Origin of the sequence: Mycobacterium asiaticum, from assembly GCF_001673365.1 — a bacterium.
GTDB lineage: Bacteria > Actinomycetota > Actinomycetes > Mycobacteriales > Mycobacteriaceae > Mycobacterium > Mycobacterium asiaticum_A.
The window spans coordinates 1-26,708 of sequence record NZ_LZLS01000151.1; the positions used below are offsets into that span (position 1 = coordinate 1).

The 26,708-nt window shown below is 63.9% G+C and carries 24 protein-coding genes, 1 tRNA gene and 1 pseudogene; 16 read left to right on the top strand and 10 right to left on the bottom strand.

From position 1 onward, the window contains the following. A partial coding sequence (locus A5634_RS28960) for a hypothetical protein (protein ID WP_216638744.1) occupies window positions 1-187 on the top strand: 187 nt, incomplete at its 5' end. A 405-nt stretch (window positions 188-592) separates the two neighbouring features. On the opposite strand, the gene A5634_RS15640 is transcribed toward A5634_RS28960, so the two are convergent. From A5634_RS15640 to A5634_RS15665, 7 genes are all read right to left on the bottom strand, one after another. Continuing rightward, window positions 593-1,846 (bottom strand): hypothetical protein, encoded by a 1,254-nt coding sequence (locus A5634_RS15640; protein WP_065144951.1) that lies wholly within the window; start codon window positions 1,844-1,846, stop codon window positions 593-595. Between the two features lie 198 nt (window positions 1,847-2,044). Then, the gene (locus A5634_RS15645) at window positions 2,045-2,602 is read right to left on the bottom strand and encodes a nucleotidyltransferase family protein (protein ID WP_065144952.1); all 558 of its coding nucleotides are present in this window, start codon (window positions 2,600-2,602) and stop codon (window positions 2,045-2,047) included. A gap of 40 nt (window positions 2,603-2,642) precedes the next feature. Then, window positions 2,643-3,893: a KasA/KasB family beta-ketoacyl-ACP synthase gene (locus tag A5634_RS15650; RefSeq protein WP_065144971.1), complete on the bottom strand. Its 1,251-nt coding sequence runs from the start codon at window positions 3,891-3,893 to the stop codon at window positions 2,643-2,645. 226 nt (window positions 3,894-4,119) lie between these two features. Continuing rightward, window positions 4,120-5,880 carry a PE family protein gene (locus tag A5634_RS15655; protein ID WP_065144953.1) on the bottom strand — a complete coding sequence of 587 codons (1,761 nt, stop codon included), beginning with the start codon at window positions 5,878-5,880 and terminating at the stop codon, window positions 4,120-4,122. Window positions 5,881-5,971: 91 nt separating this feature from the next. After that, entirely contained in the window at window positions 5,972-6,901 is a 930-nt protein-coding gene (locus A5634_RS15660) for a DUF389 domain-containing protein (RefSeq protein ID WP_065144954.1), read from the bottom strand. Between the two features lie 70 nt (window positions 6,902-6,971). After that, the gene (locus tag A5634_RS28280) at window positions 6,972-7,124 is read right to left on the bottom strand and encodes a hypothetical protein (protein ID WP_155769568.1); all 153 of its coding nucleotides are present in this window, start codon (window positions 7,122-7,124) and stop codon (window positions 6,972-6,974) included. Between the two features lie 101 nt (window positions 7,125-7,225). Then, on the bottom strand, window positions 7,226-7,714 hold the full coding sequence (locus A5634_RS15665; RefSeq protein WP_065144955.1) for a glutathione peroxidase: 489 nt from the start codon (window positions 7,712-7,714) through the stop codon (window positions 7,226-7,228). A gap of 76 nt (window positions 7,715-7,790) precedes the next feature. Between A5634_RS15665 and A5634_RS15670 the strand changes: the two genes are divergently transcribed. The 3 genes from A5634_RS15670 to A5634_RS15680 are packed head-to-tail and all read left to right on the top strand — an operon-like array spanning window position 7,791 to window position 11,652. Then, window positions 7,791-8,693, top strand: a complete 903-nt coding sequence (locus tag A5634_RS15670; protein ID WP_065144956.1) for a TPM domain-containing protein — start codon at window positions 7,791-7,793, stop codon at window positions 8,691-8,693. 19 nt (window positions 8,694-8,712) lie between these two features. Beyond that, on the top strand, window positions 8,713-10,533 hold the full coding sequence (locus tag A5634_RS15675; protein WP_065144957.1) for a hypothetical protein: 1,821 nt from the start codon (window positions 8,713-8,715) through the stop codon (window positions 10,531-10,533). 51 nt (window positions 10,534-10,584) lie between these two features. Then, entirely contained in the window at window positions 10,585-11,652 is a 1,068-nt protein-coding gene (locus A5634_RS15680) for an alpha/beta hydrolase fold domain-containing protein (RefSeq protein WP_065144958.1), read from the top strand. Window positions 11,653-11,659: 7 nt separating this feature from the next. Here A5634_RS15680 and A5634_RS15685 read toward each other — a convergent pair whose 3' ends face one another. Next, a complete protein-coding gene (locus A5634_RS15685; protein WP_065144959.1) occupies window positions 11,660-12,625 on the bottom strand; it encodes a LysR family transcriptional regulator in 966 nt (321 codons plus the stop codon). A 90-nt stretch (window positions 12,626-12,715) separates the two neighbouring features. Here A5634_RS15685 and A5634_RS15690 point away from each other — a divergent pair, with 90 nt between their 5' ends. The 6 genes from A5634_RS15690 to A5634_RS15715 are packed head-to-tail and all read left to right on the top strand — an operon-like array spanning window position 12,716 to window position 18,439. Further along, a complete protein-coding gene (locus A5634_RS15690; RefSeq protein ID WP_065144960.1) occupies window positions 12,716-13,996 on the top strand; it encodes an aromatic ring-hydroxylating oxygenase subunit alpha in 1,281 nt (426 codons plus the stop codon). Then, window positions 13,993-14,316 (top strand): hypothetical protein, encoded by a 324-nt coding sequence (locus A5634_RS15695; RefSeq protein ID WP_065144961.1) that lies wholly within the window; start codon window positions 13,993-13,995, stop codon window positions 14,314-14,316. The genes A5634_RS15690 and A5634_RS15695 overlap by 4 nt, the downstream gene beginning before the upstream one ends. Window positions 14,317-14,320: 4 nt before the next feature. Beyond that, on the top strand, window positions 14,321-15,151 hold the full coding sequence (locus tag A5634_RS15700) for a TauD/TfdA dioxygenase family protein (protein WP_065144962.1): 831 nt from the start codon (window positions 14,321-14,323) through the stop codon (window positions 15,149-15,151). 10 nt (window positions 15,152-15,161) lie between these two features. After that, on the top strand, window positions 15,162-16,361 hold the full coding sequence (locus A5634_RS15705) for a cytochrome P450 (protein WP_065144963.1): 1,200 nt from the start codon (window positions 15,162-15,164) through the stop codon (window positions 16,359-16,361). Window positions 16,362-16,413: 52 nt separating this feature from the next. Continuing rightward, the gene (locus A5634_RS15710; protein WP_065144964.1) at window positions 16,414-17,559 is read left to right on the top strand and encodes a zinc-binding dehydrogenase; all 1,146 of its coding nucleotides are present in this window, start codon (window positions 16,414-16,416) and stop codon (window positions 17,557-17,559) included. A 49-nt stretch (window positions 17,560-17,608) separates the two neighbouring features. Beyond that, window positions 17,609-18,439, top strand: coding sequence for an LLM class F420-dependent oxidoreductase (locus A5634_RS15715; protein WP_065144965.1), 831 nt, complete (start codon window positions 17,609-17,611; stop codon window positions 18,437-18,439). Between the two features lie 17 nt (window positions 18,440-18,456). On the opposite strand, the gene A5634_RS15720 is transcribed toward A5634_RS15715, so the two are convergent. After that, window positions 18,457-18,527: transfer RNA gene (locus tag A5634_RS15720), tRNA-Cys, on the bottom strand. Between the two features lie 166 nt (window positions 18,528-18,693). Between A5634_RS15720 and A5634_RS15725 the strand changes: the two genes are divergently transcribed. Together A5634_RS15725 and A5634_RS15730 are read left to right on the top strand one after the other, a co-directional pair. Beyond that, window positions 18,694-21,261, top strand: a complete 2,568-nt coding sequence (locus A5634_RS15725; RefSeq protein ID WP_065144966.1) for a SpoIIE family protein phosphatase — start codon at window positions 18,694-18,696, stop codon at window positions 21,259-21,261. Beyond that, window positions 21,261-21,587: an STAS domain-containing protein gene (locus A5634_RS15730; protein ID WP_065144967.1), complete on the top strand. Its 327-nt coding sequence runs from the start codon at window positions 21,261-21,263 to the stop codon at window positions 21,585-21,587. The genes A5634_RS15725 and A5634_RS15730 overlap by 1 nt, the downstream gene beginning before the upstream one ends. An 88-nt stretch (window positions 21,588-21,675) precedes the next feature. Here A5634_RS15730 and A5634_RS27430 read toward each other — a convergent pair. Continuing rightward, window positions 21,676-21,837, bottom strand: a pseudogene (locus A5634_RS27430) (ANTAR domain-containing protein); the annotation flags it as partial. Window positions 21,838-21,907: 70 nt separating this feature from the next. Here A5634_RS27430 and A5634_RS15735 point away from each other — a divergent pair. From A5634_RS15735 to A5634_RS15750, 4 genes are all read left to right on the top strand, one after another. Next, window positions 21,908-22,510 (top strand): MerR family transcriptional regulator, encoded by a 603-nt coding sequence (locus tag A5634_RS15735; RefSeq protein WP_065144968.1) that lies wholly within the window; start codon window positions 21,908-21,910, stop codon window positions 22,508-22,510. After that, window positions 22,507-25,464, top strand: coding sequence for a DUF4349 domain-containing protein (locus A5634_RS15740; protein ID WP_065144969.1), 2,958 nt, complete (start codon window positions 22,507-22,509; stop codon window positions 25,462-25,464). Before A5634_RS15735 ends, A5634_RS15740 begins: the two co-directional genes overlap by 4 nt. A gap of 61 nt (window positions 25,465-25,525) precedes the next feature. Then, complete coding sequence (locus A5634_RS15745; protein ID WP_065144970.1) at window positions 25,526-26,407, top strand: hypothetical protein; 882 nt, start codon at window positions 25,526-25,528, stop codon at window positions 26,405-26,407. Between the two features lie 101 nt (window positions 26,408-26,508). Next, window positions 26,509-26,708 (top strand): hypothetical protein (locus tag A5634_RS15750; protein WP_155769569.1); only part of this gene is annotated, 200 nt, incomplete at its 3' end.

A 26,708-nucleotide genomic window follows, 5' to 3' on the forward strand; every position in this document is an offset into this window, starting at 1 on the left:
CCTCAAACAACACCTCAAGACGCTCACCGGCATCCACCTCCACGACCCCAGCAGATCCGCTCGACGACATAACCCCATCCTGGCAGCCACCACCGACAAGTCCGGCCCGCGCGGCCTGAGTCCCGCTGGGAACGCATCGACGTGGACCGCAAAAACCGATTGGCAAACGTATTCACACATTTCCTAAAACGTACCGCCGGGAAGAATGCTTTCGAGAAGCGTTCTTGTCTGACCCCGCCGGTAAAATGGACAGATGAGCGATCAACGTCCGTATCCCTGGCTCGGCTGTGCAATTCCGCCCATTTTTTACTACAGCCCATGCGGACACCTAGTTGACTGCTCAGACCCAACCTATTGCCTGGAAGCCAAAAGGGCGCAATTGCGTAAAGCCGACTTCAGGCGGTGCTTGACGGAGGCCATTGCGATCGGCTGTCACGGTCGTCGTTCGAGCTGCCAGCAGGTTGATGTGATGTGTGAAGCGGTCGATGCTGTAGCCATTGTCCCCCGTCCGCAGAATATTTGGCGGGCACAGTGGACGTTCGATAATTACGAAGCTTAGAGGATGACGACAGTTGACCTATCAGATGCCAAGTTAGCCGGCGAAATCCTTCGTCACGAACAACAAGTGGACGATTGCTACTTGAGCAGCGAGCATCGCGAGCCCCGCGCTTAAAGCGAGTGCTCTCATTTTACGGTAATTAGCAACCACCAGTCCCAGTACCAGGTAAATGGTGAGACACGGCAAAATATACCGGTGGACGGCGACCAGGCTGTTGTTGACCGTGAAAAACACGATAGAACACAGTCCAAATATCCCGAGCGGAATCCCTTTGCCCCGGTGCGCGTATAGCAGGTATACCGAACACGTAAATAGCAAGGTGATGCATAGCAGTGGGATTACATAATTGACCGTGATGTCGTTGTCGAAGGGGCGCTCACCGGTCAGGGCTCTGTATGTCTCAAATGCGGATTTGAAAATTGAATAGATAAAATTCGGCTTGAAGGAAAGGTAGTCCCAGGCACGCGTCGACTTGTATGCCTTGAACATCCCGAAGAAGTTGTCACGGACCACCCACAGGTAAATCCCATAGATCACGAATCCGGCGGGCGCCAAGAGGAAGTACCCGAGGTTACGGTTGAGGGCCTTCTTGATGTTCCATTCGTAGGCGCGGAGGTATTCCAGGCCGCACAAGCCGACGAAGAGCAGTGCCGGTAGGCGCGTTGCCGTGAGCAAGCCCAGCGTGATGGCCATCAGCGGCCAACGTCGTTGCAGTGCAAAGAGATACGCCCAGAATCCGAGGGCTACGAAAACCGCTTCGGTGTAGAACAGGTGCATGAAGACGGCGGCCGGTGCCGCCAGGAAGAACGCGACGGTGACATACCGATGGTTTTGGATGCCGAACTCGCGAGAAATTGCCAACAAGGCGGCGATGGCAAATGCGAGGGCGATGGTATTTACCAAGAGACCCAAGTAGGCATAGGGGATGTCATGTGACGTCGTTGCTGATAGCACGCCGACAGCGGAGGGGAATAGCGGGTAAAAAGCAGGAGATGCCGCATTGAGCGCATAGTGTTCTTGCAGGATGTTCAAGTACCAATGGGCGTCCCACTGCATAGTGTGGGCCAAAAATCCCGGGCCACCCCGGTAGAGGGTGGCGCCGATAAGTGTCATTGCCGTTTGCCATCCGACGGCGATGATGCAGGACATCGCAGGGTCGGACAAAAAGATTCTTCGCAGGCCGCGATCCGTCTGAGGAGCGGCCCGCAAGAGGCTCTCTCGAGTCCGAAGTGCCAAGTCTGCAGGCAGACGGGTCAGCGTCTGCTCACTCGTGTCCTGCTGGGTCACGCGATGCTCGCCGATGCTGCGCGACGATGCTGGGACTTGAGCCGCATATACCCCCCCGGGTAGACGTTCTACGTGGATTCACCCAGCAGGGCGAGGTGGTGCATTGAAACTGCGACGGAGCAACGTTGCGTCAGGTGCCGCAGTACCTATTCCTTACCCACTTGCGCAGCGATTTCAACATGGGCTCCCAAGCGGGACTCATCCGGGTTCATCGTGGTCAACGCCGGTGGCAAGATCCGAGCAGTCCACGATCTCTACGTCATCCCGCGGACGGAGGTACACAGCGGCACCGCGGTCACCGGCAACGCAGGAGATCACATCGGGCCAATGTTGGCGGCCGAGCACGACGGGGTGGCCGGGACGGTCACCGTAGTACGCCTGGGCCAGCCCGCTGCTAGCTGATAGCGCGCGGTTCACTACGCGCGACACCACCGCTGCGCCGACGTCCGGGGTGTCGACGACGTGCAGCACGGCGTAGTCGGCGCCGAGTGCGTCGGCCTGTCGAAGGCCGGCGCGCACCGACGCGCTCAGGCCGGTGCGCCATTCGGATGCAAAGACCCCGATGACGCCGTCCGGCAACGGCACCTGCGCCGCACCTAGTACCACGATGACGGTCTCGCATCCGCCCTCGCGCAGCGCCGTCAGCGCAGCCGTCCGCCATTCGTCGACAAGCACTTTCGGCTTTCCGTATCGCCGGCCCGCCCCCGCAGCTAACAACACCCCGGCTACCGACGGCGAGGCGGCGTGGCCAGTCATGCCCGACGCCGGAAAGAGTTACGTTGCAAGGCAGGCGGTTTCAGGCCGCACCGAAGACCACGGCGACATTGTTACCGCCGAGGCCGAAGGACTCCGAGACGGCATAGCGGTAGTTCCCGGATCGGGAACGGCCCGCGACGACGTCCAAGTCGATTTCCGGGTCGACCACGCCGAGATTCAGTGTGGGCGGCACGATTTGATCACGCAGGGCCTGCACGGTCAGCACCGCCTCGACCGCACCGGCAGCGCCCAAAGAATTGCCCAGCGCTGCCTTTGGCGCGTACACCGCGGGGTAGTGAGCGCCCAGTGCCCGGCGGATCGCGCGTGCCTCGGCCACGTCTCCGAAGGTCGTGCCAGCAGCGTGTGCGTTGATGAGGTCGATGTCACCCGGCGTCAACCCGGCGAGATCAACGGCGCGGGCGATGGCGTCACCGGCACGCTCGCCGGTGGGATCCGGCTTCACGACGTCGCACCCGTCCGACGTGATGGCAGCGCCCATCAGTCGGGCCAGGATGGGCGCGCCACGCGCCTTGGCATGCGCTTCGGTTTCGACCAGCAGCAGCGCGCCGCCCTCGCCGAAAACCATGCCGTCGCGGTCTTTGTCGAAGGGGCGGCATGCTCTCGGCGGATCGTCGTTGTCGGTGGAAAGCATCCCCAACTGACAAAAGGCGGCCACGGGCACCGCCTCGATCACGGTCTCAACGCCCCCGCAGATCGCGATGTCGGCCTCTCCGAGAACGATGTTTTGCCAGGCGTGCGCAATGGCCGCCGTACCCGAAGCATCGGCCATCACCGGGGTCATCACACCCGCCTTCGCCATGCGGTCGAGTCCGATCACGGCCGCGGGCGCATTGGGCATGTGCTTTTGCACCGATATCGGCGACACCGCTCGCAGGCCTTTGACCTTCCAGATGTCGTGCCAGTGCGGGATGTCTTCAGTGCTGCCCAACCCCAGGCCCACCGACACCATCAAGCGGTTGGTGTCGACCTCTGGCGTTCCGGCTTGCTCCCACAGTCGTCGGCTCAGCACCACGGCCATCTTCTGCATGAACGCGAACCGGCGCAGCTCGACGCGGTTGAGATGGTCGTCGAAGTCCTCTCGCAGCGGGCCGCCGATGCGCACCGGCGAGTCGAATTCCGAGACGAACGGCTTGTCGAGCTCGCGGACACCGCTGCGGCCATCAAGCAGTTGTTGCCAGGTTTCCTCAGCGTCCGGCGCTACCGCAGTCGTGGACGCCATTGCCGTGACGACGACGTTGGGGAACCCTTCACCGGTTCTCAACATAGCCACGCCAGCCTTCGGGGGCGCCACGAACGGCCCCCGGAACAACGGAAGCGATCACCGATGACCATGGCGCACAGAATGCCCATACAAACCTCACTAAACCAGCCAATCATTTCTGGTGGGTTAGAACCCGCCCGCCCCATGCCTGAGAATGTTTCAGCCGGGTTCGACAGTACTGGATTTGCTACCTGACGTGCACGCGAGCGCAATCGGCGCGCCAGCTGCCGAGCCGTCAGCCGATCCCGTCAAGCCCGCTTCGCCCGAAGATCTGCCCGCCCGCGCCGCCCGCGCCGCCGTCGCCGTCGCTGCCATATTCGCTGGCGCCGCCGTTGCCGCCGTTGCCTCCGTTGCCGATCAACCTAGCGTTGCCGCCCCGACCGCCGCTGTAACCGGTGAACCCGCTGTTCGGCACGTTTCCGCCAGCCCCTCCGGCACCACCGTTGCCAATCAGTCCGGCATCGCCGCCGAAGCCGCCGGCTCCGCCCCCGCTCATGTTGCCGTCGCCGCTGGCCCCGCCATCCCCGCCATTGCCGAAGAGGACACCCGCGTTACCACCCGCACCGCCAGCTCCACCCGTAATACCCACGCCACCTGAACCACCGTTGCCGCCGGCGCCGATCAGCATCGATTTTCCACCGGTTCCACCCGCTCCACCGGCGGTACCCACCCCTCCCAGGCCGCCGGCGCCGCCGGCACCGACCAGAGTGCCACCGATACCGCCTGCGCCGCCCGCACCACCGTTCCCGCCGCTACGGCTGCTCCCGCCGGTGCCACCCGCACCTCCGACGCCGAACAACCCGGCGGCATTTCCGCCGCTACCGCCACTGCCCGCATCCCCGGTTGTGGCGGCTCCGCCGGTGCCGCCGTTGCCGCCGTCGCCGAAGAACATCGCGCCGGTACCACCGTGTCCACCCGCCCCACCGTGGCCCGCGGGGCCGTTACCACTCCCGCCGGTGCCGCCGTCACCCCCGTGGCCGAAAAACAGGCCGGCCTTGCCGCCGCTGCCGCCATCGCCGCCGGTAAGGCCGAAGGCGCCGGTACCGCCACGACCGCCGTTGCCGTAGAGCAGGCCGGCGTCGCCGCCAGCTCCGCCGGATCCCCCGACGTCGCCTTGTCCGCCGGCGCCGCCCCCTCCGCCATTGTTGAAAAATCCACCTGAGCCGCCAGCTCCACCGGTGCCGCCGCCGGGAGCGCCGTTGCCTCCGCTGCCACCGGTGCCCCCGTCGGCGAACAGTCCGCCGACTCCACCGGCACCGCCCGGTCCGCCGACGACAGTGCTGTTGCCCCTACCGCCGGTGCCTCCGTTTCCCCCGATGCCGAATGGGCCACCAGCGCCGCCGGCGCCGCCGGCACCGGCCGCGGTGGTAAGCGCATCGCTGGCAGCGCCTCCGGTGCCGCCGGCCCCGCCGCGACCAAACAGCCCGCCTGCGCCGCCGCTGCCCCCGGCCCCGGCCTGCCCGGCGACGCCCACCACGGCAGCTCCGCCAGCCCCACCTGCTCCGCCAGTGCCGAACAATCCGGCGGCGCCGCCGTTCCCACCGTTGCGGCCGGGTGCGCCGGATCCGCCTGCGCCGCCATTGCCGATCAGGATTCCACCGGCTCCGCCGTTATCACCGGATTTGGGCGCCGCGTTCGCGCCGTTGCCGATCAACGGGCGACCAATCATGGTTTGCGTCGGCGCGTTGATGAGATCCAGCAGCATCTGGCCAGCGTTGGCGGATTCAGCGCTCGCGTACGCGCTCGCGCTGGCACTGAGCATCTGCACGAACTGGCGCTGAAACGCCTCAGCTTGGGAGCTGAGTGATTGAAATGCTTTTGCGTGCCCGCCGAAGAGTGCAGCGACTGCGGCTGACACTTCATCGGCTCCGGCTGCCAGCAGATTGACGGTCGGGTCGGCTGCAGCAAGTCTGGCCGCACTAGCCGCCGACGCGATTCGGGTCAGATCCACCGCGGCGGTTACGACGAAATCCGGGGCGGCAATCATGAATGACATTCGTTACCCTCCAACGCGTTCGGCGAGAACGTATCGGGGTGGTGTTGAAGGATTGTTGAATGCTCGCCCATCCGCTCTGCGGGCGTTGAGGTCAGCGGCGGCCGGCCCGGTGCCGCAGGCTGGTCCGAAGGTGGACCCAAAGCACCAGCACGCCGGCCACCACGATCCCCACCAGGTTCACTCCCAGCTGCATCGCGGACTGCTCGGCGACCTCCCAGTCGCCCACGGTGGCGGCGACTACCGCGAAACCCGCGGCGGGGACCGTGGTCACCGAGATGAAAACACCTACCAGCGCAGCAGATTTCGCGGAGACCAGCGAGAGCATTCCGGCCGCGCCGGCGAGCAGCGCGACCACGAATGACAATGGGCCAACCTGGAAGATGAAGTCCACTTGTTGGAGTTGTCGGGTGCTACTCAGCACGATCCAACCCACAGCTTCACCTGCCAGCACGCCGAGGGCCGTCACTAGCATCGCCAGCGGGAAACCGATCAACAACGCGAGCGCCGCCCGGCGTGCAAGGTTGCGGCGACGCCGCACGATCGCAACCGCGAGCCCGGCCAGCGGCCCGAACTCCGGTCCGACCACCATCGCGCCCACCACTGTGACCGGGGAGTCCGTCACCACCCCGACGGCGGCGATGAGACACGCCAGCGTCAAGAACGTCAGGTAGGTGGCGTTCATCGTGGACTCTTCTCGCGTTCTCTCGGCCAGTTCGTCCCAGATGACCGCGTCGGCGGGATCGCCTTCGGCCTCGTTCTCGGCTCGATGTGCCGCGGTTGATACCACGGTGTCGATCACGTCGAGGCTGATCGCACCGCGCCGTTTGAGGCCGAGCGCCTTGAGTTCGCCGATGACGTCGTTGGCGCTTTCTCGTGCGATGTCGGCGGTAATTTCGTCGCCTTGCGGTTCCAAGGCGGCTTTGCGGTGCACGACGATGTGGGTTACCCCGACTTCGCGGCGAAGGATCTCGAGCACCGACTCGCTCGATTCGGTCGGTGCGATCACTCGCAGGTGGAGCATTCACCGCACATTAGCCCAACGCGGCCCGGTCTTCGGTGAAGCCGGACGTCGGGCTGTGGTTCGGTAGGGCTTACATCAATATGACGATGAGCAGCGCGACGATGACGACGAACTGTGCGGCCAACATCCACGACATTTGCTGGACGTAGCCGGGCCTCGGCTGCGAGCGTCCAATCTGGAACAAGTCCAGTAAGCCAGCGGCCTTCGATGCCTTGATAGACATGCGTCAAAGGTGCCCGTTTTGGACCGTTTTATGCGCGGTTCGCGGTGTTCCCGATCACACTTGCGGCCTCACCTGCGCGACTCGTTGATCCGACAAACCGATTACCGGGGCAGCACCGCCTCGATGGCGCTGATCACCTCCGGTGCGTCGGGTTCGGTCCGAGGCCGAAAGCGGTTCACCACCGCACCATCGGGTGCGACGAGAAATTTCTCGAAGTTCCACTGGATGTCGCCAGCCTTGCCGTCGGCGTCGGCGGCCTTGGTGAGCTCGGCGTACAGCGGGTGACGATCCTCGCCGTTGACATCGGCCTTGGCCAACAACGGAAACGTCACGCCGTAGGTCGTCGAACAGAAGGTCTGGATCTCCTCGGCCGTGCCGGGTTCTTGACCCATGAACTGATTGCACGGGACGCCGACGACAGTCAGGCCACGGGCGGCATAGTCCTTGGCGAGCTTCTCCAGCGCGGTGTACTGCGGAGTGAGTCCACATTTGGAGGCTACGTTCACGACCAGCGTTGCGCCGTCGGACAATTCGGCGAGCGTGGCGGATTCGCCGCCGAGGGTGGTGAGGGCAATGTCTTTGAGAGTCACGCCGACGACGCTAACACTGCGCGCGGGCCGTCAGCGTGCCCCTTGCCGATGGCCAGCCGCGGACTAGATTTCCCGTATGCGCATTGTTCGCCTATTCGCTGTTGTCCTGACAATGTTCACCGCTGGGTTGCTGCTGGCGACTCCGGCTGGCGCGCTGCCGCCGGCCAAGCTCACCGACCGCATCACCGACAACACCGGGGCGTTGACCGATTCGGGGCGCGCGGCGGTCAGTTCGGCAATCGACCGGCTCTACCGCGAACGGCACATCCAGTTGTGGGTGGTTTACGTCGACAACTTCTCCAGGTTCAAACCCGAGAACTGGGCGGACCGGACCCGTGACGCCACCGGGATGGGCGACCACGACGCGTTACTGGCCATCGCAACGAACACCAAGTCGTACACGTTCACAGCGCCTGGTGTCCCAGCGAACGAGTTGAACACGTTGCGCAGCAATAAGATTGAACCGGCCGTAAGCGCAAAGGACTGGAGCGGGGCGGCGACGGCCACGGCCGATGGGCTGAACACCTCGACAAGCACGCCATCGCGGAATTGGCTGCCGATCGCGATCGGCATCGGCATTGGGGTGCTGTTGCTGGTGGTGGTGGTCATCTTGTTCCTTCGTGCGCGCCGCCGTCGGCGCGGGTCGCTGCCCATCGACACCGATCCCGGCCAGGTGAACATCGGTGGGGCTACCCTTCCGTTGGATCAGGCACTGTCCAGGGCAGATGCCAGAGTCCGTCAAATCGGGGACTACGTCGCCCGGCACAAGCGCAGCATCGGCGCCGAGGCCAAGGCCCAGTTCGACGAGGCGAAAAAGCATTTGGCGGCGGCGCACGCCAAGAAGGCAACCGACCAGGAAGCTATCGCCCAAGCCAACGCGGCATCGACACTAGCGGCGCAGGCGCAAGAACTCGCGAACGCCGATGTGCTGGCAGCACACAACGCGCCGCAACGTCGACGCAGCCAATCTGGCCGATAACTAGGCCGAAGGAGGGCTAGTGCCAGCACCGGCGCTCGACCACCAACGGGCCGACGACAACCAGGACTTCAAAGGCCTTCGGTGGGCTAGCGGGCTGACGGCCCTTGTCGGCTATCTGTTCGGGGCGGTGCTGCTGACCATCGGCGCCTGGCGCGACCCCCGGTCCGGTTGGCCTGGGAATTGTTGCGATCAGCAGCAGACGATCTGGTACCTGGGCTGGACTCCCCACGCGCTTGCCAATGGGCTCAACCCGTTCTTCACGACGCAGATCGGCGCGCCCGACGGGGTGAACCTGATGTGGAACACCCCGATGACCCTGCTGGGACTGCTCGGTTGGCTGCCAGCCAAGGTCGGCGGCCCGATCTTCGGATTCAACGTGCTGATGGTGCTGGGCATCGCGCTGAGCGGCTTAACGGCCTGGCTCGTCATTCGACGTTGGACCGGTGACGGGTTGGCGTCGTGGGTCGGTGGTGCTGTCTATGCCTTTTCGCCGTATGTCGCCTCGCACGCGGCGCTGCACTTAAACCTCGCTACAGCCTGGGTGCCACCGCTGTTTTTGCTGCTGATCGACGAACTGTTGGTAAGGCGGCCACCGGACCGGACGCGACCGGCGTGGCAGTGCGGGATAGCGCTCGGAATACTCAGCGTCACACAGCTTTTGATCTCAGCGGAGGTGCTTGCCACCAGCGTCGTGGCAGCCGGAGTGTTGGTCGGGGTGATGGCGCTGGCGCGCCGCGACGGACTTCGGGCGCGGTGCCGCGAGGGCGGTGCCCGGCTGTTCCCGGCGCTCGCTGTCGCCACGGCGACCTTCCTGCTACTCGCGGCCTGGCCGCTGGCCGTCCAATTCTTCGGGCCGCAGCGAATCAGCGGACCGGTCCAGGACTCCAAGACCTTCTCCACCGACCTGCTGAACGTCGTTGTGCCAACGGAATATCAGTTGTTCGCGCCGGATGTGGCCACCCGACTGTCTCGCGAATTCAGCGGCCTCTACCACGAGGCGACGGGGTACCTCGGTCTGCCGCTCTTGGTCCTGTTGGCCGTCGTGGCGGTGCGCCAGTGGGACGATCTGCGCATCCGCGTCGCCAGCATCACCGGTGCGCTGCTCTTGGTGCTCTCGCTGGGGCCGGAGTTGCACGTGGGCAAGCAGGCGCTGCACATTCCGCTCCCGTGGCTGCCGTTTACCCAACTGCCGCTCTTCAAACATGTTCTGCCGGGCCGCTTTACGCTTTACATGTGGCTGGCAGTCGCCGTAATCGTCGCGCTCGTCCTCGCCCGGGCGAAACACCTGGCAGCGCGACCGGCGGCGCAATGGCTAGCAGCGGTACTGGTGGTGCTGATCCCTATCCTGCCCGTCCCGCTCGAACGGCACTCTTCCTACACCCCGGTCTTCTTTCGACAATGGGCAAGCCAGCACATCGGTTCGGACGAAACTGTGCTTGTCGCACCGTATTTCATCGGCACCGACGGACAGGCGGCACCGATGCTGTGGGCTGCGGAGACCGATTACGGGCTGCGGATGCCCGAAGCCTACGCGTACATGCCCCAGCCGGATGGCCGGACGCGCACCGGACCGCCGCCGACGCGCCTCTACCAGATCATGGCGATGATCCAGGACGGCGGCATCGCGCTCATGGCCAGGGGAGAGGTGCGTGCACAGGTCAGAGCCAACCTCCGCGACGCGCAGGTGCGGCACGTGATCGTCGGTCCCATGCGACACTGGCCCGCCATGCTCGAGTTTTTCACCGACCTGTTCGGCAGAACCCCAGAACGGGTCGGCGAAATCGCGATTTGGCGCGACGTCAACATCTTTGGTGTCGTCGGGGCACCTGCCGATCGGTGACGGCGCCCCAGAGTCCAACATCCGGAGTCATCGTAGGGGTATGGTCGCCGGATGACCCATGGTCGTCTCGCCGATCCGGATTGCTCGCTGGGAACTGACCCTCGATCGGATGCGCGAATGGTCAAAGCCGCCGTACGGGCGGGACTCGATGCCAATCTGCCTACGGTGCCAATCACCATCGACGCGCCACTCGATGAGCGACTGGCGTATATCGCGATGTGTGAGGCGGGGAACCGAGCGGTTCTCGATGCGTTCGCACCCGGGGTTCCCGATGCGAACGAGGTGACCACCACGACGACCACGATCACCGGTGTGGACGGCAACGACATCACGCTGTACCTCAGTCGCCCCGATACCGCGCATTCGTCGCCCGACCGACTGCCGGCCGTAGTGCACCTGCACGGTGGAGGCATGGCCATCGGCAGCGCAGCGGATCCTATTTACATGCGGGTGCGCGAGTACGTGGCCGGTACCGGACTTCTCGTCGTCGGAGTCGAATTCCGCAATTCCGGCGGCGCGCTCGGCCCGCACCCGTTTCCGGCCGGATTGAACGACTGCGCGGCAGCGGTTCGCTGGGTAGCCGCCAACCGCGGTGAGCTCGGCGTTAGTCACCTGATAGTCGTGGGCGAATCCGGTGGCGGCAATCTCACTTTGACCGTGGGGCACAAGGCGAAACGAGAGGGATGGCTGCACGAGATCGCGGGCCTGTATGCGCAATGCCCGTACATCTCGGGCCGTTGGCACGAGGTTCCCGACGACCTGCCGTCCCTGCGGGAATGTGACGGCTACTTCATCAATCTTCAGCAGGCCGAGATGATGGCCTCGGTGTACGACCCCGACGGCGTGCACTCGGGCGATCCGACCTGTTTCGCTGGCAAGGCGACCGACGCAGACTTGGAAGGCCTACCCCCGCACGTGATTTCGGTCAACGAGTTGGACCCAATGCGCGACGAGGGCCTGGACTACTTCCGGCGGCTGGTGCGTGCGGGGGTGCCCGCCGTAGGCCGGGTGGTGGCGGGGACCTGTCATGGCGGGGACCTGCTTTTCGCAGGTGTCATGCCCGACGTCTTTGCCGCCAGTATCCGCGACGTCACCGGGTTCGCGAGGAGCCTCGGCTAGCGACAGGCTATGGGCCCGGGGATTCCTGGCCTTCATCGGTGGCACCCGCTAGATCTCGGCTTCTGGCAATGTTTTCGACGATGATCTGGCAGGCCGTGTCGTAGAACGCGCTGATCAACGTGGAAAAGGACAACTCGAACGGGTAAATCATGTGCACGGCAAGGGGTTCCACGGCCCATTGAGGAAGGACCGGCACCATGGTGCCCTCGCGTAGTTCTTGCGTACAGATTATTTGGGTGGGCATGGCGCCGATGCCGAGGCCCTGCAGGATGTACTCCTTGCACACTTGAAAGTTGTTGGCACGGGCACGCACCTGAGGCGACAGCTCGTAGCGTTTTTTGTGTCTGGCAATCGTAAGTCTGCGCGGTCCGGCAAAGCCGAAGTCGATGAAGGGCAAGGCGTCTAACTGACTGGGGGCCGTTACGGGCTCCGGTAGTTGTCGCACGAAATCGGCTGAAGCGCACAAAAACAGGCTCAGGTCGAACACCTTGCGCGCGATCAGCGTGGAATCTTGCAGTGGTCCCGGACCGAATACGACGTCGAACCCATCTCGTATCGGGTCGACCATGTTGTCGACCAACCGGATGTCCAACCGCGACTGTGGATAGCGCTGTAGGAAGGTCGCACCGACCCGAGATGCGTAGTCGATGCCGACGAATACCGGTATCGCCACCCGCAGTTCGCCCTGCGGTTCCTGCCTGCTGCCCTCCACCAAAGCACGCACGCCGTTGGCTTCGGTCAGGATGTTCACGGCGTGGTGATAGATCTTCTCGCCGAGGTCGGTGACGGTGATCTGGTGCGTATTCTTGCGCAGCAGTTTGATGCCGAGGTCGGATTCCAGCTTCGTCAGTTTGCGACTGACGGTGGATTTGGGCATGCCGAGCAGCGCCGCGGCTTTCGACAAGCTGCGGCTTTCTACGACCTTGCCGAACACCAGCAGGGCATCGAGGTCGAACGTCAAGTTGTGTTCCATGGCTCTGTTCCAACTATGCAACAAGGTGTTGCGTTTCTGGGGCTATTTCGACCTTTTCCGCAGCTGTTACCGTCGGCGCAGGAGGGCCTCATGAGTCGCCTGGTGACGAAACCCGTAAGCGGACATTGGACCGACGCGTATCCCGAACTCGGCCGCGGACCAGTCTCGCTTGAAGACTGTGTGTCCGAAGAGTTTTACGAAAAGGAACGCGAGCACGTCTTCAAGAAGACCTGGCTCTATGTGGGGCGAATCGAGCGCGTCCCACACTCGGGCAGCTACTTCACCCGCGAACTGAAGGTGTTGAACACCTCGATCATCGTCGTGCGCGGCAAGGACGGAGTGATCCGCGCCTTCCACAACATCTGTCCGCATCGAGGCAACAAGATGCTGTGGGAGGACGATCCGTTCAAGGAGGTATCCGGCCGCGCGCCGCTGCTGTACTGCCGCTTTCACGGTTGGCGGTACAAGCTGGACGGCACGCTACACGCGCCCACCCGCAACGACCTGCTGCTGGACTTCGATGCCGACAGCTGCCGGGTTCCGGCCGTGCAGTGTGAGGTGTGGCAGGGCTTCATCTTTATCAACCTCAATCCCCGCAACACCGAACCGCTGCGTTCGTTCCTCGGCGAGCTAGCCCACGGCCTCGAGGGCTACCCGTTTGACGGCCCGCATCAGGTGTACAAGTTTTCGGCCGAATTGCAGTGCAACTGGAAGATTTTCGTTGACAGCTTCGCTGAGAGCTACCACGGCCCCTACTTGCACGCGTCCTCGTTCGGCAACCTCACCGCGGAGGCCAAAGAGGCACTCGACAAACCGAACCCGTTCACCGACGCATTGGCCTACCAGCTCAGCGGCCCGCATCGGATGTTCTCGTTCTCCGGTGAACCGTCACAAAAAACCCCGTACTCGAAACCGATCGAGTGCGTGATGGAGGCCAGTGCGGCCGGTCCCTGGAACAAGCGAATCGATAGGGGACCGATGCCGCCGGGGATCAACCCCACTCGAGCGGATAAGTACGGCTTCGACTCGTTCCAGTTCTTCCCCAATTTCGTGCTCATCTTCGGCTCGTCGGGATTCACCACCCACGCCCACTGGCCGACGGGTCCCCATTCGCACCTGTTCGAAGTCGAGATGTTCTATCAGCCGCCCACGACGCACAAGGAGCGGCTCGGCCAGGAACTCACCGTGACGTTCCTCAACGACATCATCCTGGAAGACGCCAGCCCGTCGGAAGGCCTGCAGGCGATGCTCAACAGCGGTGTCCTGAAGCAATTTACGATGAACGACGAGGAGATTCTGCTGCGCCATCTGCACAAGGTGGTCGCCGACTACGTACAGGCCGGCGACACGGCGGAAGCGAGTCGTCAATGACTACCGTTCTGCCGCCGGAGTTTTCCGGCCTCGAGCACCTGGTTCCCGAGTGGGCCATCGAAGACGGCCACGCGCGGTACGTAAAACGTGTCAACAGTTCGATGGCAGAGATCCGCGCATTCTATGACGAGGTCTTTCCGCATGCTGAAGAAGCGGTCGCCTACATCGACAAGTTCGACTATGCCGAACCGCTGCCCGACGACGTCGCGAACCTGCGCAACTTGCTCTACTCGCTGATCACTGTCTCGTTGGCCGTGGAACTTTGGAAGCAGCCCCGGGTCAAGCACTCGGCCAACACCATCCTCACGAGAATGAGCTGAACACATGGGAATTGGCTCAGCCCAGCTGGAGATCGTCGACCTCACCCCGAGCATCGGCAGTGAGGTCAGAACCGACTTGGAGACGCTGCTCAGCGGGCGAGAAGCCGCAACGATCCGCGAGATTCTCGAACGGCGCGGCGTGGTGTTCTTCCGCGGCCTTGAGATCAGCGACGAACAACAAGTCGCTATCGCCAAAACCCTTGGCACACTTGTCGCCAACGAGGGTGAAGGCGGCATCAACAAGATCTCGCTCGACGAAAAGGTGAACCAGCGCGCCAAGTATCTGCGGGGCTCGATGTTTTGGCATTTCGACGGGTCCCTGCAACCGCTGCCCAATCTGGCCACGCTGCTGCGGGCGGTACAACTGTCCGAAACCGGTGGACAGACCGAATTCTGCAATACCTATCAGGCCTACGAGGACCTTCCTGAGGCAGAAAAGCAAGAGATCGCCGACCTGCGGGTGGTGCACAGCGCTGAGCGCTCCCAGTACTACGTCACCCCGGAAATGAGCTACAGCGAGATTGCGTTCTGGCAGAAGTCAGCCACCAAGACATGTCCGATCGTGTGGGAGCACCGGTCGGGCCGCAAGTCGCTGCTGTTGGGTGCGACCTCAGACTACGTGCTTGACGTGTCGGTGGAACAAAGCCGTGCATTGCTTGCGCGTCTTCGTGATTGGGCTACCCAGCCGCAATATGTCTACCGCCACGAGTGGCAGCCAGGTGATCTGCTGATCTGGGACAACACTGGAACCATGCATCGAGTGTTGCCCTACCCGGCCGACAGCGGTCGGCTGATGCATCGAACCATCCTCGCCGGCGAAGAGCCGCTGCAGTGAAGGACGTGCCATGACCGAAGTCGTGCAGGTGTACTACGACCCGTGGGACGTCGACCTCAATACCGACCCCTACCCGATGTTCCGGCGCATCCGCGAGTACACGCCGCTGTACTACAACGCCGAGCACGATTTCTATGCGGTGAGCCGGTTCGAGGACGTCAACCGCGTACTCGTCGACCACCAGACCTTCAGCTCCGCCCGCGGTGTGGTGCTGGAGATCATCAAGGCCAACATCGAAATCCCGCCCGGGCTGGTCATTTTCGAGGATCCGCCCATTCACGATATTCATCGCGGCTTGCTGTCGCGTGCGTTCACACCCCGGCAGATCAACGCCCTCGAGCCGATGATCCGGGACTTCACCCGGCGGTGCTTAGATCCGCTGATCGGCCAGGACCGCATCGACTTCGTCAAGGATCTCGGCGCGATCATGCCGCTGCGGGTCGTGGGCATGCTCTTCGGAATTCCGGAGGACTACCAGAACCGCGTGCAACGGGACGGCGAAAAGTTCGTCCGCACCGAACGCGGCGGCCGAATGACCGACAGCAATGCCAAGCTTGCCGACGGAGAGGTCTTCGCGGACTTCATCGATTGGCGCACAAGCCATCCCGCCGATGACCTCACCACCGAGCTGCTCAACGCCGAGTTCACCGACGAACGCGGAACCACCAGGAAACTGCATCGCGACGAACTGCTGATGTTCATGAAAGTCGTTGCGGTGGCAGGGTCAGAAACCACGACCCGATTGATCGGATGGGCAGGCAAGCTGTTGTCCGAACATCCCGAGCAGCGGCAGAAGTTGGTGCGCGATCGATCGTTATTGCCGCGCGCGGTCGAAGAGATTCTGCGCTTCGAGCCGCCCGCGCTCCAAGCCGGGCGCTACGTGACAAGAGACGTCGAGATGCACGGTGCGACGGTCCCCGCGGGCAGCGCGCTACTGACCTTGATCGGAGCGGCGAATCGGGACGAAAGGCGGTTCGGCGCGGATGCCGAGATGTTCGACGTGTCGCGGGTGCCCCGTCAGCACTTGACTTTCGGAGTCGGTGCACATTACTGCCTGGGCAATGCGCTGGCCCGCATCGAAGGACGAATTGCGTTGGACGAGATCATGAATCGCTTTCCCGACTGGCAGGTTGACCTGGACTCCGCGGTCTTCTCGTCGTCGTCGGCAGTGCGCGGTTGGGACAGCATGCCGGCGCAAGTATCAGCCTGAGCCGATCTGCGGATGCTTGACACCGGGGGGCGTTGGTGGTGGCGTACCAGCCATGCCCACAGATCTGCCTGACACCGCTCTGGAGCTGCGTTCGTTGGTGACGTCGGCTGGCGCCCTCGAACTCTCCCTGCATGAGGTCCCCGTTCCGGCTCCCGCCGCCACCGAGGTGGTGGTGCGGGTGGAAGCTGCGCCGATCAACCCGTCGGATCTGGGCCTGCTGATCGCCAGCGCGGACATGACGCAGGCTACGGTCGCGGGCACGCCGGAACGTCCCGTCGTCACCGCGTCCCTTGCGGAGGGTTCGTTGGGCGCGCTGTCGGCCAGGCTCGACAAATCGCTGCCGGTTGGAAATGAAGGTGCGGGAACCGTGGTGGCCGCGGGGTCCTCGGACGCGGCACAAGCCCTGCTAGGAAAGACGGTAGCGATCGCGGGCGGCGCAATGTACTCCCAATACCGGGCGGTTGACGCTTCGGCATGTCTGGTCCTGCCGCAGGGCGCGTCCGCACGCGACGGCGCCTCGTCCTTCGTCAACCCGATGACCGCCCTCGGAATGACGGAAACGATGCGCCGCGAAGGACATTCGGGCTTGGTGCACACCGCCGCGGCGTCGAACCTGGGTCAGATGCTGGTCAAGCTCTGCCAGAAAGACGGCATCCCGCTGGTCAATATCGTCCGCAAACCCGAGCAGGAAAAGCTGCTGAAATCGCTTGGCGCAGAGCATGTTCTCAACTCGGCGTCGCCGTCGTTCTCGGCGGACCTGTTCGAAGCAATCAAGACGACGTCCGCGACGCTTGCGTTTGACGCGACCGGCGGTGGAACACTGGCAAGCCAGATCCTCAACGCCATGGAGAAGGCGGCCAACGCGACCGCAGCGCAGTATTCACGCTACGGGTCGAACGTCCACAAGCAGGTGTACATCTATGGGGCGCTCGACACCAGTCCGACGGTGCTCAACCGCAGCTTCGGGATGGCGTGGGGGGTTGGCGGTTGGTTGCTTACGCCGTTCCTGCAAAACGCAGGCGCCGAAACGTTCGGCAGACTCCGTGCCCGGGTGGCTGCCGAACTCACCACGACGTTCGCCAGTAGCTACACCCGGGAGGTTTCGCTCGCCGGCATGCTCGGAGCCGATGCCTTCAACGAATACGTCAAGCGGGCAACGGGAGAGAAGTTCCTCGTCACCCCGCACGCAGGCCCCTAAGCCGCTAAACGAAGCTGTGATGTCGAGGCAACAGTAGAGGGGTAATCGGATGAAGTTCGGGATAGCTACCTTCGTCAACGACGACAGCATCGACACGGTGTCGTTGGCTCGCGCCATTGAAGAGCGTGGATTCGAGTCGTTGGTGATCGCCGAACATACGCACATTCCGGCCAGTCGGGAAACGCCATATCCGCTCGGTGGCGAACTGCCGAAGATCTATTACCGCACTCTCGACCCCTTCGTGACGTTGGCCGCAGCCGCAGCCGTGACGTCGAAGATCGAGCTGTTCACCGGCATCGCCCTGCTGATTCAACGGGATCCGATCATCACGGCCAAGGAGGCCGCAAGCATCGACCTGATCTCGGGCGGCAGATTCGTCTTCGGTGTCGGCGCAGGCTGGAACATCGAGGAAATGCGCGACCACGGCACCGAGCCCAAGACGCGTGGGGCGCTGCTAGACGAACGCATCGAGGCCATCAAGGCACTTTGGACCGACGAACCCGCGGAGTATCACGGCAAGTACGTCGACTTCCCGCCGTCCTACAGTCGCCCCAAGCCGGTACGCAAACCACATCCGCCCATCTTTATCGGCGGGGACTCCGATGCCGTGGTGAAGCGGGTCGTTCGGCACCGGGCCGGCTGGATTTCCAACCCATTCCCGATCAAGCACATCTCCCGCCGCGTGGAACAGCTGCGCGGCGCCGCCAACCACGATGTTCCGCTGGCGATGTTCGGTACGCCTAACGATCTCGACTACTGGCGTGCCGCCGAAGATTTGGGCTTTGGTCAGCTGGGGCTGCTGTTGCCGACCAAACCGCGCGATGAGTCGCTACGACTTCTCGATGAGTATGCGGGCCGGGTAGCGCAATATCGCGGTTAGCGCCGGCGTACGCGCAGAGCGAGTGACGGGATTCGAACCCGTGTATACGGCTTTGCAGGCCGCTGCCTAGCCGCTCAGCCACACCCGCGCGAACCACCACCGTGCCAAACGGTTCGCTCTAAGCCCAGTGTTTTTATCGCGCTGATCATTTCGGCCAGAAAGTTGCCGCGTTGTCACGCCGATCGCTTGGCGGGCACGCTTCGGAAGCGAACCCAGAGATGAAACGACAGTATCTAACGGATAGGTTCGTAAATATGCAGAACGACCAAGGTGAATCCAGGTTCACCTGGCATGGCCGGCGGGATCGCGGCAGCCGGACCCATGAAGAGATCGACGAGTTGGTGACCGCGCGCAACCAGCTGGAGCAGCTGGTCCGGGTCATCGTCGAGATCGGCTCCGATTTGGACCTGGATGTCACCTTGCGCCGAGTCGTCAGCGCCGCAATGGAGCTGACCGGCGCCCGTTACGGAGCGCTTGGCATCCGCGCGCCCGACGGCACGATGGTTTCTTTCGTGCACGCGGGCCTCGAGACCGATGCCGCCCGACGGTTCGACGATCTGCCAGTCGGCGAGGGGCTGCGCATCGATGATCTCAGTGCGCACCCACAGGGTGCTCAGCTGCACGCACACGACCCGCCCATGCGAACACTCCTGGCCATACCGATCACGGTGCGAGCCGCCGACTTCGGCAACCTCTACCTGGCCGACGACCGGCCCGACCACGTGTTTACCGATTCCCAGGAGGATGCGGTGCGGGCCCTGGCCACAGCTGCCGCGGCCGCTATCGACAACGCGCGACTCTTCCAGCGCGAACGCGAAGCTGCGAAATGGACGAACGCTAGCCGCGAAATCACCGCCGCAATGCTCTCCGGTGATCCGCAGACCGGGCCGTTGCAACTCATCGTCAATCGGGCGCTGGAGTTGTCCGATTCCGAGCAGGCGATTCTGCTGGTCCCGCGCGAGCCCGATATGCCCGCCGACCAAGTGGAAACCCTCGTGGTTGCTGCCACGGCAGGTCGCTACTCCTCCGAGGTGATTGGCCGACAGGTCCCGATGGAGGGTTCGACCACCGGGGGAGTCGCCCGTCGCGGGCTGCCGTTGATCACTGACTCCTTCCAATACCCGATCGAGGGATTCACCGACGTCGGTGAACGCTCGGCGATCGTCATCCCGCTCATCGCCGACGGTGCCGTGCTTGGTGTGATCGCGGTAGCACGCCACCCACAGCAACCGCCGTTCGGCAGTGACTACCTTCAGCTCGTCAGTGATTTCGCACGACATGCCGCTATCGCGTTGGCGCTGGCCGCCGGTCGTGAACATGCGCTCAACCAGGAACTCGCCCAAGCCGACACCGTCGATGATGCAGTGCACGCGGCCGCCGAAGAACTGCGTCGGCTATGGCGGGCACGCCGCGTGCTGGCCGTTACCTTCCCGGCGCGCGGCACCGCGAAGGCTACCCTGGGCGGGCCGCAGGTGGTGTCGGTCGGTGAGTCGGCGCAATGGTCCGACCTACCTCCCGACACCCGGCAGTTGCTCAGCGCGTTGCGCGACGGCGACCTGCTCAGTCCGAACGCACGCCAGGCGGGGACGGCGGGCATCGCCCTGCAGCATCCCGAAGGTGTGTTGGTCGTATTGATCGATTTGGCGGAACTGCGCCCGTTCACCTTGGAGGACCAGACGCTGCTGACGGTGCTGGCGGGCCGGCTCGGCCAGGGCCTGCAGCGGGTGCATCAGGTTGACCAGCAACGCGAAACCGCCCTAGCGCTACAGCACGCAATTCTGGGACCCTCTCGCCTCCCGACCGGCTTTGCGGTGCGCTATCAGGCGGCTAGTCCGCCGCTTCAGGTGGGCGGCGATTGGTACGACATCGTCGACTTGGACGACGGACGCATCGCGATGGTCGTCGGCGACTGCGTCGGCCACGGACTGCCGGCCGCCACCGTCATGGGCCAGGTACGTAGCGCCTGTCGTGCGTTGCTTTTCGAAAACGCAAGTCCCGGTTCGGTTCTCGCGGGTATGGACCGGTTCGCGGCGCGCCTGCCCGGTGCGCTGTGCACCACCGCCGTCTGTGTGGTGCTCGATCCGGAGACGGGGGAGTTGGTGTATTCGGTTGCCGGGCATCCGCCGCCGATCCTGGTGCAGGCCGACGGTGGCATTCAACTGCTCGACGGTGCGCATTCGCTGGTATTGGGCATGCGGCCGGACTGGTCCCGCCCCGAGGCCCACGTGACGATGCCGGCCCGTGCGACGCTGGCGCTATATACCGACGGTCTGGTCGAGCGTCGCCGCACGGCATTGGAGCGCGGCATCTCGCGCGTCGCCGGACTGGTCCAGGACGGCCGAACGTCGAAGCTGGACGATTTGGCGAACCAAGTCATGTCGGATCTCGCGCCGAACGGCGGCTATCAAGACGATGTCATCCTCATGCTTTATCGCCACCCCGCGCCGCTCGAGTTGAGATTCCCTGCGCACAGCGACCAGCTTGCGCCCGCGCGCAGCGCGTTGCGCAGGTGGTTGAGGCGTGCCCAAGTCACTCCTGAGCAGACTACAAAGGTGCTCATCGCGGCCGGCGAGGCTGTCGCAAACGCCATCGAGCACGGCCATCGGCTAACCCCTGGTGGCACAGTGAGTTTGGATGCGACCCTGTTGGACGACCAGTTGGAGCTGACGGTCAAAGACACCGGCTCCTGGAAGACGCCGCAACCCGTCTCCTATCCCAGTCGCGGACGTGGTATTACGCTGATGCGAGGGCTCATGCATGATGTCACCATCAACCCGGAGACCGCCGGGACCACGGTCCACCTGTCCGCGAGGATTAGCTGATGACAACGTCGCTCACGCTGGACACCACGCGCGGTGATGACGGGAACCTGGTGCTGATCGCAACCGGGGAGATAGATCTCAGCAATATCGAGGTGTTCGACCAGGCCCTCACCACTGCCCACAACGCGGCGGCGAGTAGCGGCGAAACGTTAACTGTCGACCTGAGTGCGGTGGAGTATCTGGACAGCGCCGCCATCAACGCGTTGTTCATTTCCGCCGATCACATCTCTTTGATCGCGCACCCACTCCTAATGCCCATCTTCGTCATGAGCGGGCTGGACAAACTTGTTGCCATCGAATCGGCAGCGCTGCCGGCAGATTCGTGATGACGAGCACGACGCGGAATTGAGTTCAATCTTCTTGAGCGTCTTGGTAACTGACGCCGCAGGCTAGCGCAGGCGGGTCTTTTCGCTGCTACCAGTCGTCGCCGCTCATTTTGGTGACCAGTTGCGCAACGTCGACCAGCTTGGTGTTGCGTTCCTGCGACAGTCGCCTGAGCAGTTCGAAGGCGTGGACGGCGTCGATGTTGAAGCGAGCCATCAAGATGCCCTTGGCTTGGCCGCTAACCGAACGTGACGTCGCTTTCCCGCTCGGAAGGCAGACAGAAACGTTGACAGTGTAACGGTGACAGTGTCACTATTGGCGGGTGGCGGTGCAGGCGTCCTGGACATTGGACGAGTTGGTGGAGCGGGTTGCGGCCGCGCTCGCCACCGTCGCGTACCCAGGATCGCCCAACGGACGAGTTCGGGAACTGCCCGATCGCCGCGCGGTGCGCTGGTACGCAACGACCGGACTCGTCGACCGGCCACTCATGCAGGGGCGCACCGCGATATACGGTAGCCGACACCTGCTGCAAATAGTTGCTGTCAAACGCCTTCAGGCGCAGGGTCTTTCGCTCGCCGAAATTCAGGCCGAACTCGCCGGCGCGACCGACGAAACCTTGCGCCGGATCGCCGATGTACCCGACGATTTGGGCACGACCGCGGCTCAGAAGCCGCCGACCCCAACTCGCCCCGTTCGTCGTAACCGCTTCTGGGCCGAGTCACCTGCCGCACCGGCGTCCAACGGCGAGCACGTCAAGGCCGTCACATCGCTTGCGGCCGTACGCCTTTCTGGTGGCGTGATGCTGCTCCTGCCCGCAATCCCCAACGAAGAAGATGCCCATGCGATCCGCTCTGCTGCGGGCCCGCTACTGGAAGTGCTGGCCGACCGCGGTCTGTTATCCCTCGACGAACGGAGTCAATCATGACCGTCCCGATCACGACCGACGCCGCGGTCTCTGACGCTCCCGATGACGAGGCCGGACTGGGCGCGTTGCAAACCGAGCGTGGGAACCTGCCGCTGGATCGCATTGACGTGCGGGCCGAGATCGTCGGGCTCACAAGTGAGGTCGAGCTGACGCAGGACTTCGTCAACACCTTCGACGTTCCGCTGGAAGCCAGCTATGTGTTCCCGCTGCCGGATCGGGCTGCCGTGACCGGAATGCGGATGACCAGCGGTGCGCGGGTGGTAACGGCCGAGCTTACGGAGCGCGAAACCGCCCGCCGGACGTACGACCTCGCGGTCGAGTCGGGCAGGCGGGCCGCTATCGCCGAGGAGGAGCGGCCCGATGTGTTCACCATCCGGGTGGGCAACATCTTGCCGGGTGAACGCGTCAGCGTCGCAATTACTTTGGTGACCCCGTTGTCTTATCAGGACGGTGAGGCGATCTTCCGGTTCCCGCTTGTCGTTGCGCCGCGGTACATCCCGGGCGAGAACCTGGAAGGTCCTTCGGTCGGTGACGGCTACGCCGATGACACTGACGCCGTCCCCGATGCGTCACGCATCACGCCACCGGTCTTGCTGCCCGGGTTCCCGCACCCGGTTGCGTTGAGCATCGAGGTCGGTATCGAACCGGCCGGTCTCGCGCTGTCGGATGTGCGCTCGTCTCTTCCCACGCAGACCTTGGACAATGGCCGCATCCGGGTTCAACCAGGCGAACGCGCGGACCGGGATTTCGTCCTCCGGTTGCGTTACGGCACAGAGTATCTCAGTGACTCGCTCGTCTTGGTTCCCGACGCCGACGGGGAGGAGGGGACCTATCAACTCACTGTGCTACCGCCGGTGTCGAGTGCGCCGCCGCGGCCTAGAGATGTGGTCCTGCTGCTGGACCGCTCCGGCAGCATGGCCGGCTGGAAGTTGTCCGCCGCCCGCCGAGCCGTCGCGCGCATCATCGACAGCCTCACCGATACGGACAGATTCGCGGTGCTGACTTTCGATGCCCAGATCGCCCACCCAGAGGGTCTGCCGGCGGGTTTGATCGAGGCTACTGATCGTAACCGGTTCCATGCCGTCGAACATCTAGCCGTTGTTGAATCCGGCAGTGGCACAGAACTTTTCCCGCCGTTTCGCAACGCGCTCGAACTCTTGAGCGCAACGAACGGAGACGCTGTCCGCGAGGCGATTGTCGTTCTTGTCACCGACGGGCAGGTCGGCAATGAGGACCAGTTGTTGCTCGGGCTGTCTGGCGATCTGCACCACGTCCGGGTGCATGCGATAGGTATCGACAAGGCGGTCAATGCCGGTTTGCTGGGACGGTTGGCCGATGCCGGCGGCGGACGTTTCGAATTGGTCGAGTCCGAGGACCGCCTCGACGAGGCACTGGGAGCCATCCAGCGTCGCATCGGTACACCACTGGCACATTCGCTGGCGCTGCACGCCGAAAATCTCACGATCATCGATGGCACGACGAGCCCTGCCCGGTTGCCTGACCTGTTCCCCGGAGTGCCGCTCGTGGTCGTCGGCAGGTACCGCGCAAGCGCGGGCGGTTCGCTCGTCCTGCGCGGTACGGACAGCGATGGCACTGACTGGTCGGTTACCGTTGCGGGACAGCGCCTTAACGTATCCGCGGTGACGACCCAATGGGCGCGGGCGCACCTACGTGACCTCGAGGACCGCTATGCCTCGGCTTCGGACCGCAACGGCAGCGGTTCACTTCAGGACCTGGCCAAACGGATCATCGAGACCTCGTTGCGGTTCGGTGTGCTGTGCAGGTTCACCGCATACATTGCCCGGCAGCGCGGGGATGACCGGATCATCGCCAACGGCCAAGTGCCCCACCGCGTGCTCCAACCGGTAGAGACACCGGCCGGCTGGGCGCGCGAAGCAGACGGAGCTGCCGTCCCAAGCCTCCCGGCATCCGGCAAGAGCGCCAGCGTCCCAGCCGCGCGAGCCGAACGGCACGGCGAATCTTCGAGGTCAAAATCGCAGCCAGGTTCGGCTCGCGGAAAAAGAAACGTGGTTGCACTTGCCGTGGTCGGCCTGTTGTTGTTCGGCGGGGGCGGCTGGATCTGGTCACTTAGTGGAGGCGGTCCGTCGTCATCGACCCGCGATGGGATAGCGGCCGGCAAGACCGAGGCGCCCAACCCGTATCGGAGCGAGCCCAGTGGCCGGATCCCGGCCACCATGGGCGGCGGCATTGCCGACCAGAGCCCCGTCAGCCCAGCACCGCTGACGCCGCCGACCGACAACACGCTCAAACGCGACATCATCACCACCGGATCGCTACAGCTGGTCGTCCACGAGCCGGGCCCAGCAGCCGACCGGCTGATCGCCGCGGTAAACGACGCGGGTGGACGCGTGGACTCGCGGTCAGAGCGGTCCGGGCCATCGGGGGACAGGACACCGACGGTTGCTCTGGTATTGCGGGTCCCGGCAGACAAGCTCGATGCGGTTCTGGCCGATGCCAAGAAGCTGGGGACCGTCGGGTCGATGTCGATCAGCCACACCGACGTCACCACTCAACGCGTCGACCTCGATGCTCGCATCGGCGCGCTGCAGACCTCGGTCAAGCGACTGCTGGAACTGATGAGCAAGGCCGGTACCGTGTCCGATCTGCTCGCCGCCGAGTCGTCATTGACCCAGCGGCAGGCCGAGTTGGACTCGCTGAAGGCACAGCGGTCCACCCTCGGCGACGAGATCTCTTACGCGACAATCAATGTCACCATCTCGGCGCAGCCGACGGTGAGCCACGCCGGATTCCTCGGCGCCCTCGCCAACGGATGGCACGCGTTGACCTCCGTGGCTAACGGTGCCCTGCTGGCGGTCGGATTCCTCATCCCGTGGATGGTCCCGTTGGCAGTCCTGGTCCTGGTGCTGGTCCTGATATTGCGCCGGAGGTCGACCTCGCGGACACCGGTCAGCGAGTCGGGTTCGCAAGACTAACGCCCGGGGTACCGTGCACGCACAGCAGTTCTGGTGAGAGCACCGTTGTGGCGGAGAGCAGATGTCGCAGACCGAGGCGCCAAAGCGCCAGCACGTGCGCGATGTGTTGAGGGCGTTGGCTCGTGCGTCGGCCCCTCGTCCGGACGCGGCCAGGCGCGCCGCCACCGATTTCGCGCGGCCGCTGCCATCGGCGGTATGCGCCGAGGTCCGTTGGGCATTTCATCCGCCTCGAACCTGGTTGTCAGGCGTTATGGCCAACCTTGCGCTGGCGGCGGCGTGGTTGCTGGTGCAACCGCTCTCAGTGGTGCACGGGAACCACGCCAGTCGCCACTTTCATCACCATCAGCTCGACTGGGTAGTGCTGGTCAGCACGTATTTTTCCTCGTTCATCCTGGCCGATGTCACCACCACGAATCTGCTTGGTGGCGACCACTATCGGGTCGCGAAGGGCTTGTCCGACGGGGTGCCGCTGTGGCGGATGTTGGTGATCAAGAATTTGGCGTTGATTGCGATCGTGGGGCTGCCCACTTTGGCGGTCGCGGCGGCGCTGACGATCGCGAAGGAGGGCGTGCCGCAGATGGCGATGACGATTCCCAATGTCGCGGTGCCCGTGGTGTCCTGGCTTGGCGTCGGCAACGCCATCTCGGTGCTGCACCCGGTGCCGGCTGAGCCGCTGCTTCGGCGGTGGCGGCAACGGCGCAACATCCGGCGCACTGCTGGCTGGTTGCTGGCGATCACCCTGCCGTACGCGCTTTATTTCGTGGCCGACCCGATGGGCGGTATCGAACATCGGGTTTTGTGGACCCAGCTTCCCGCGGCGATCGGCCCGGTATTCGGCCGGGACACCAAAAGTTTCGTCCATCTGGGTTTCGCTCTGCTGGTCTGGTCGGGCGGGACCATCTTCGCGGTGCTCTGGGCGCGCAAGCGGGGCCTGGGGCGCTAACACAGCCCGCGTGTGGCCAATCGCGTCGAATCCGTCTCACCTGGCTCGGATCGGGAGGACAATCGGCGGGATAGATGGGTCACAAATGGGAGGTATGCCAAATGCGCCAGGTGATGGGCCGCCTGCTACGCCGTTGCGCGATCGGCGTGTTCGTCCTTGCGGCGACGGTATTGCCCGCGTTCGTCACGCCGGCGGTCAGTCGCGCCGACGACTGTGCCCCGGGTTGGGCCTGGAGCGTCGAACTCAACGAATGCATCTTCGTGCTGCCCGCAGCCAACGGACCCGGGGGACCGGGGGGACC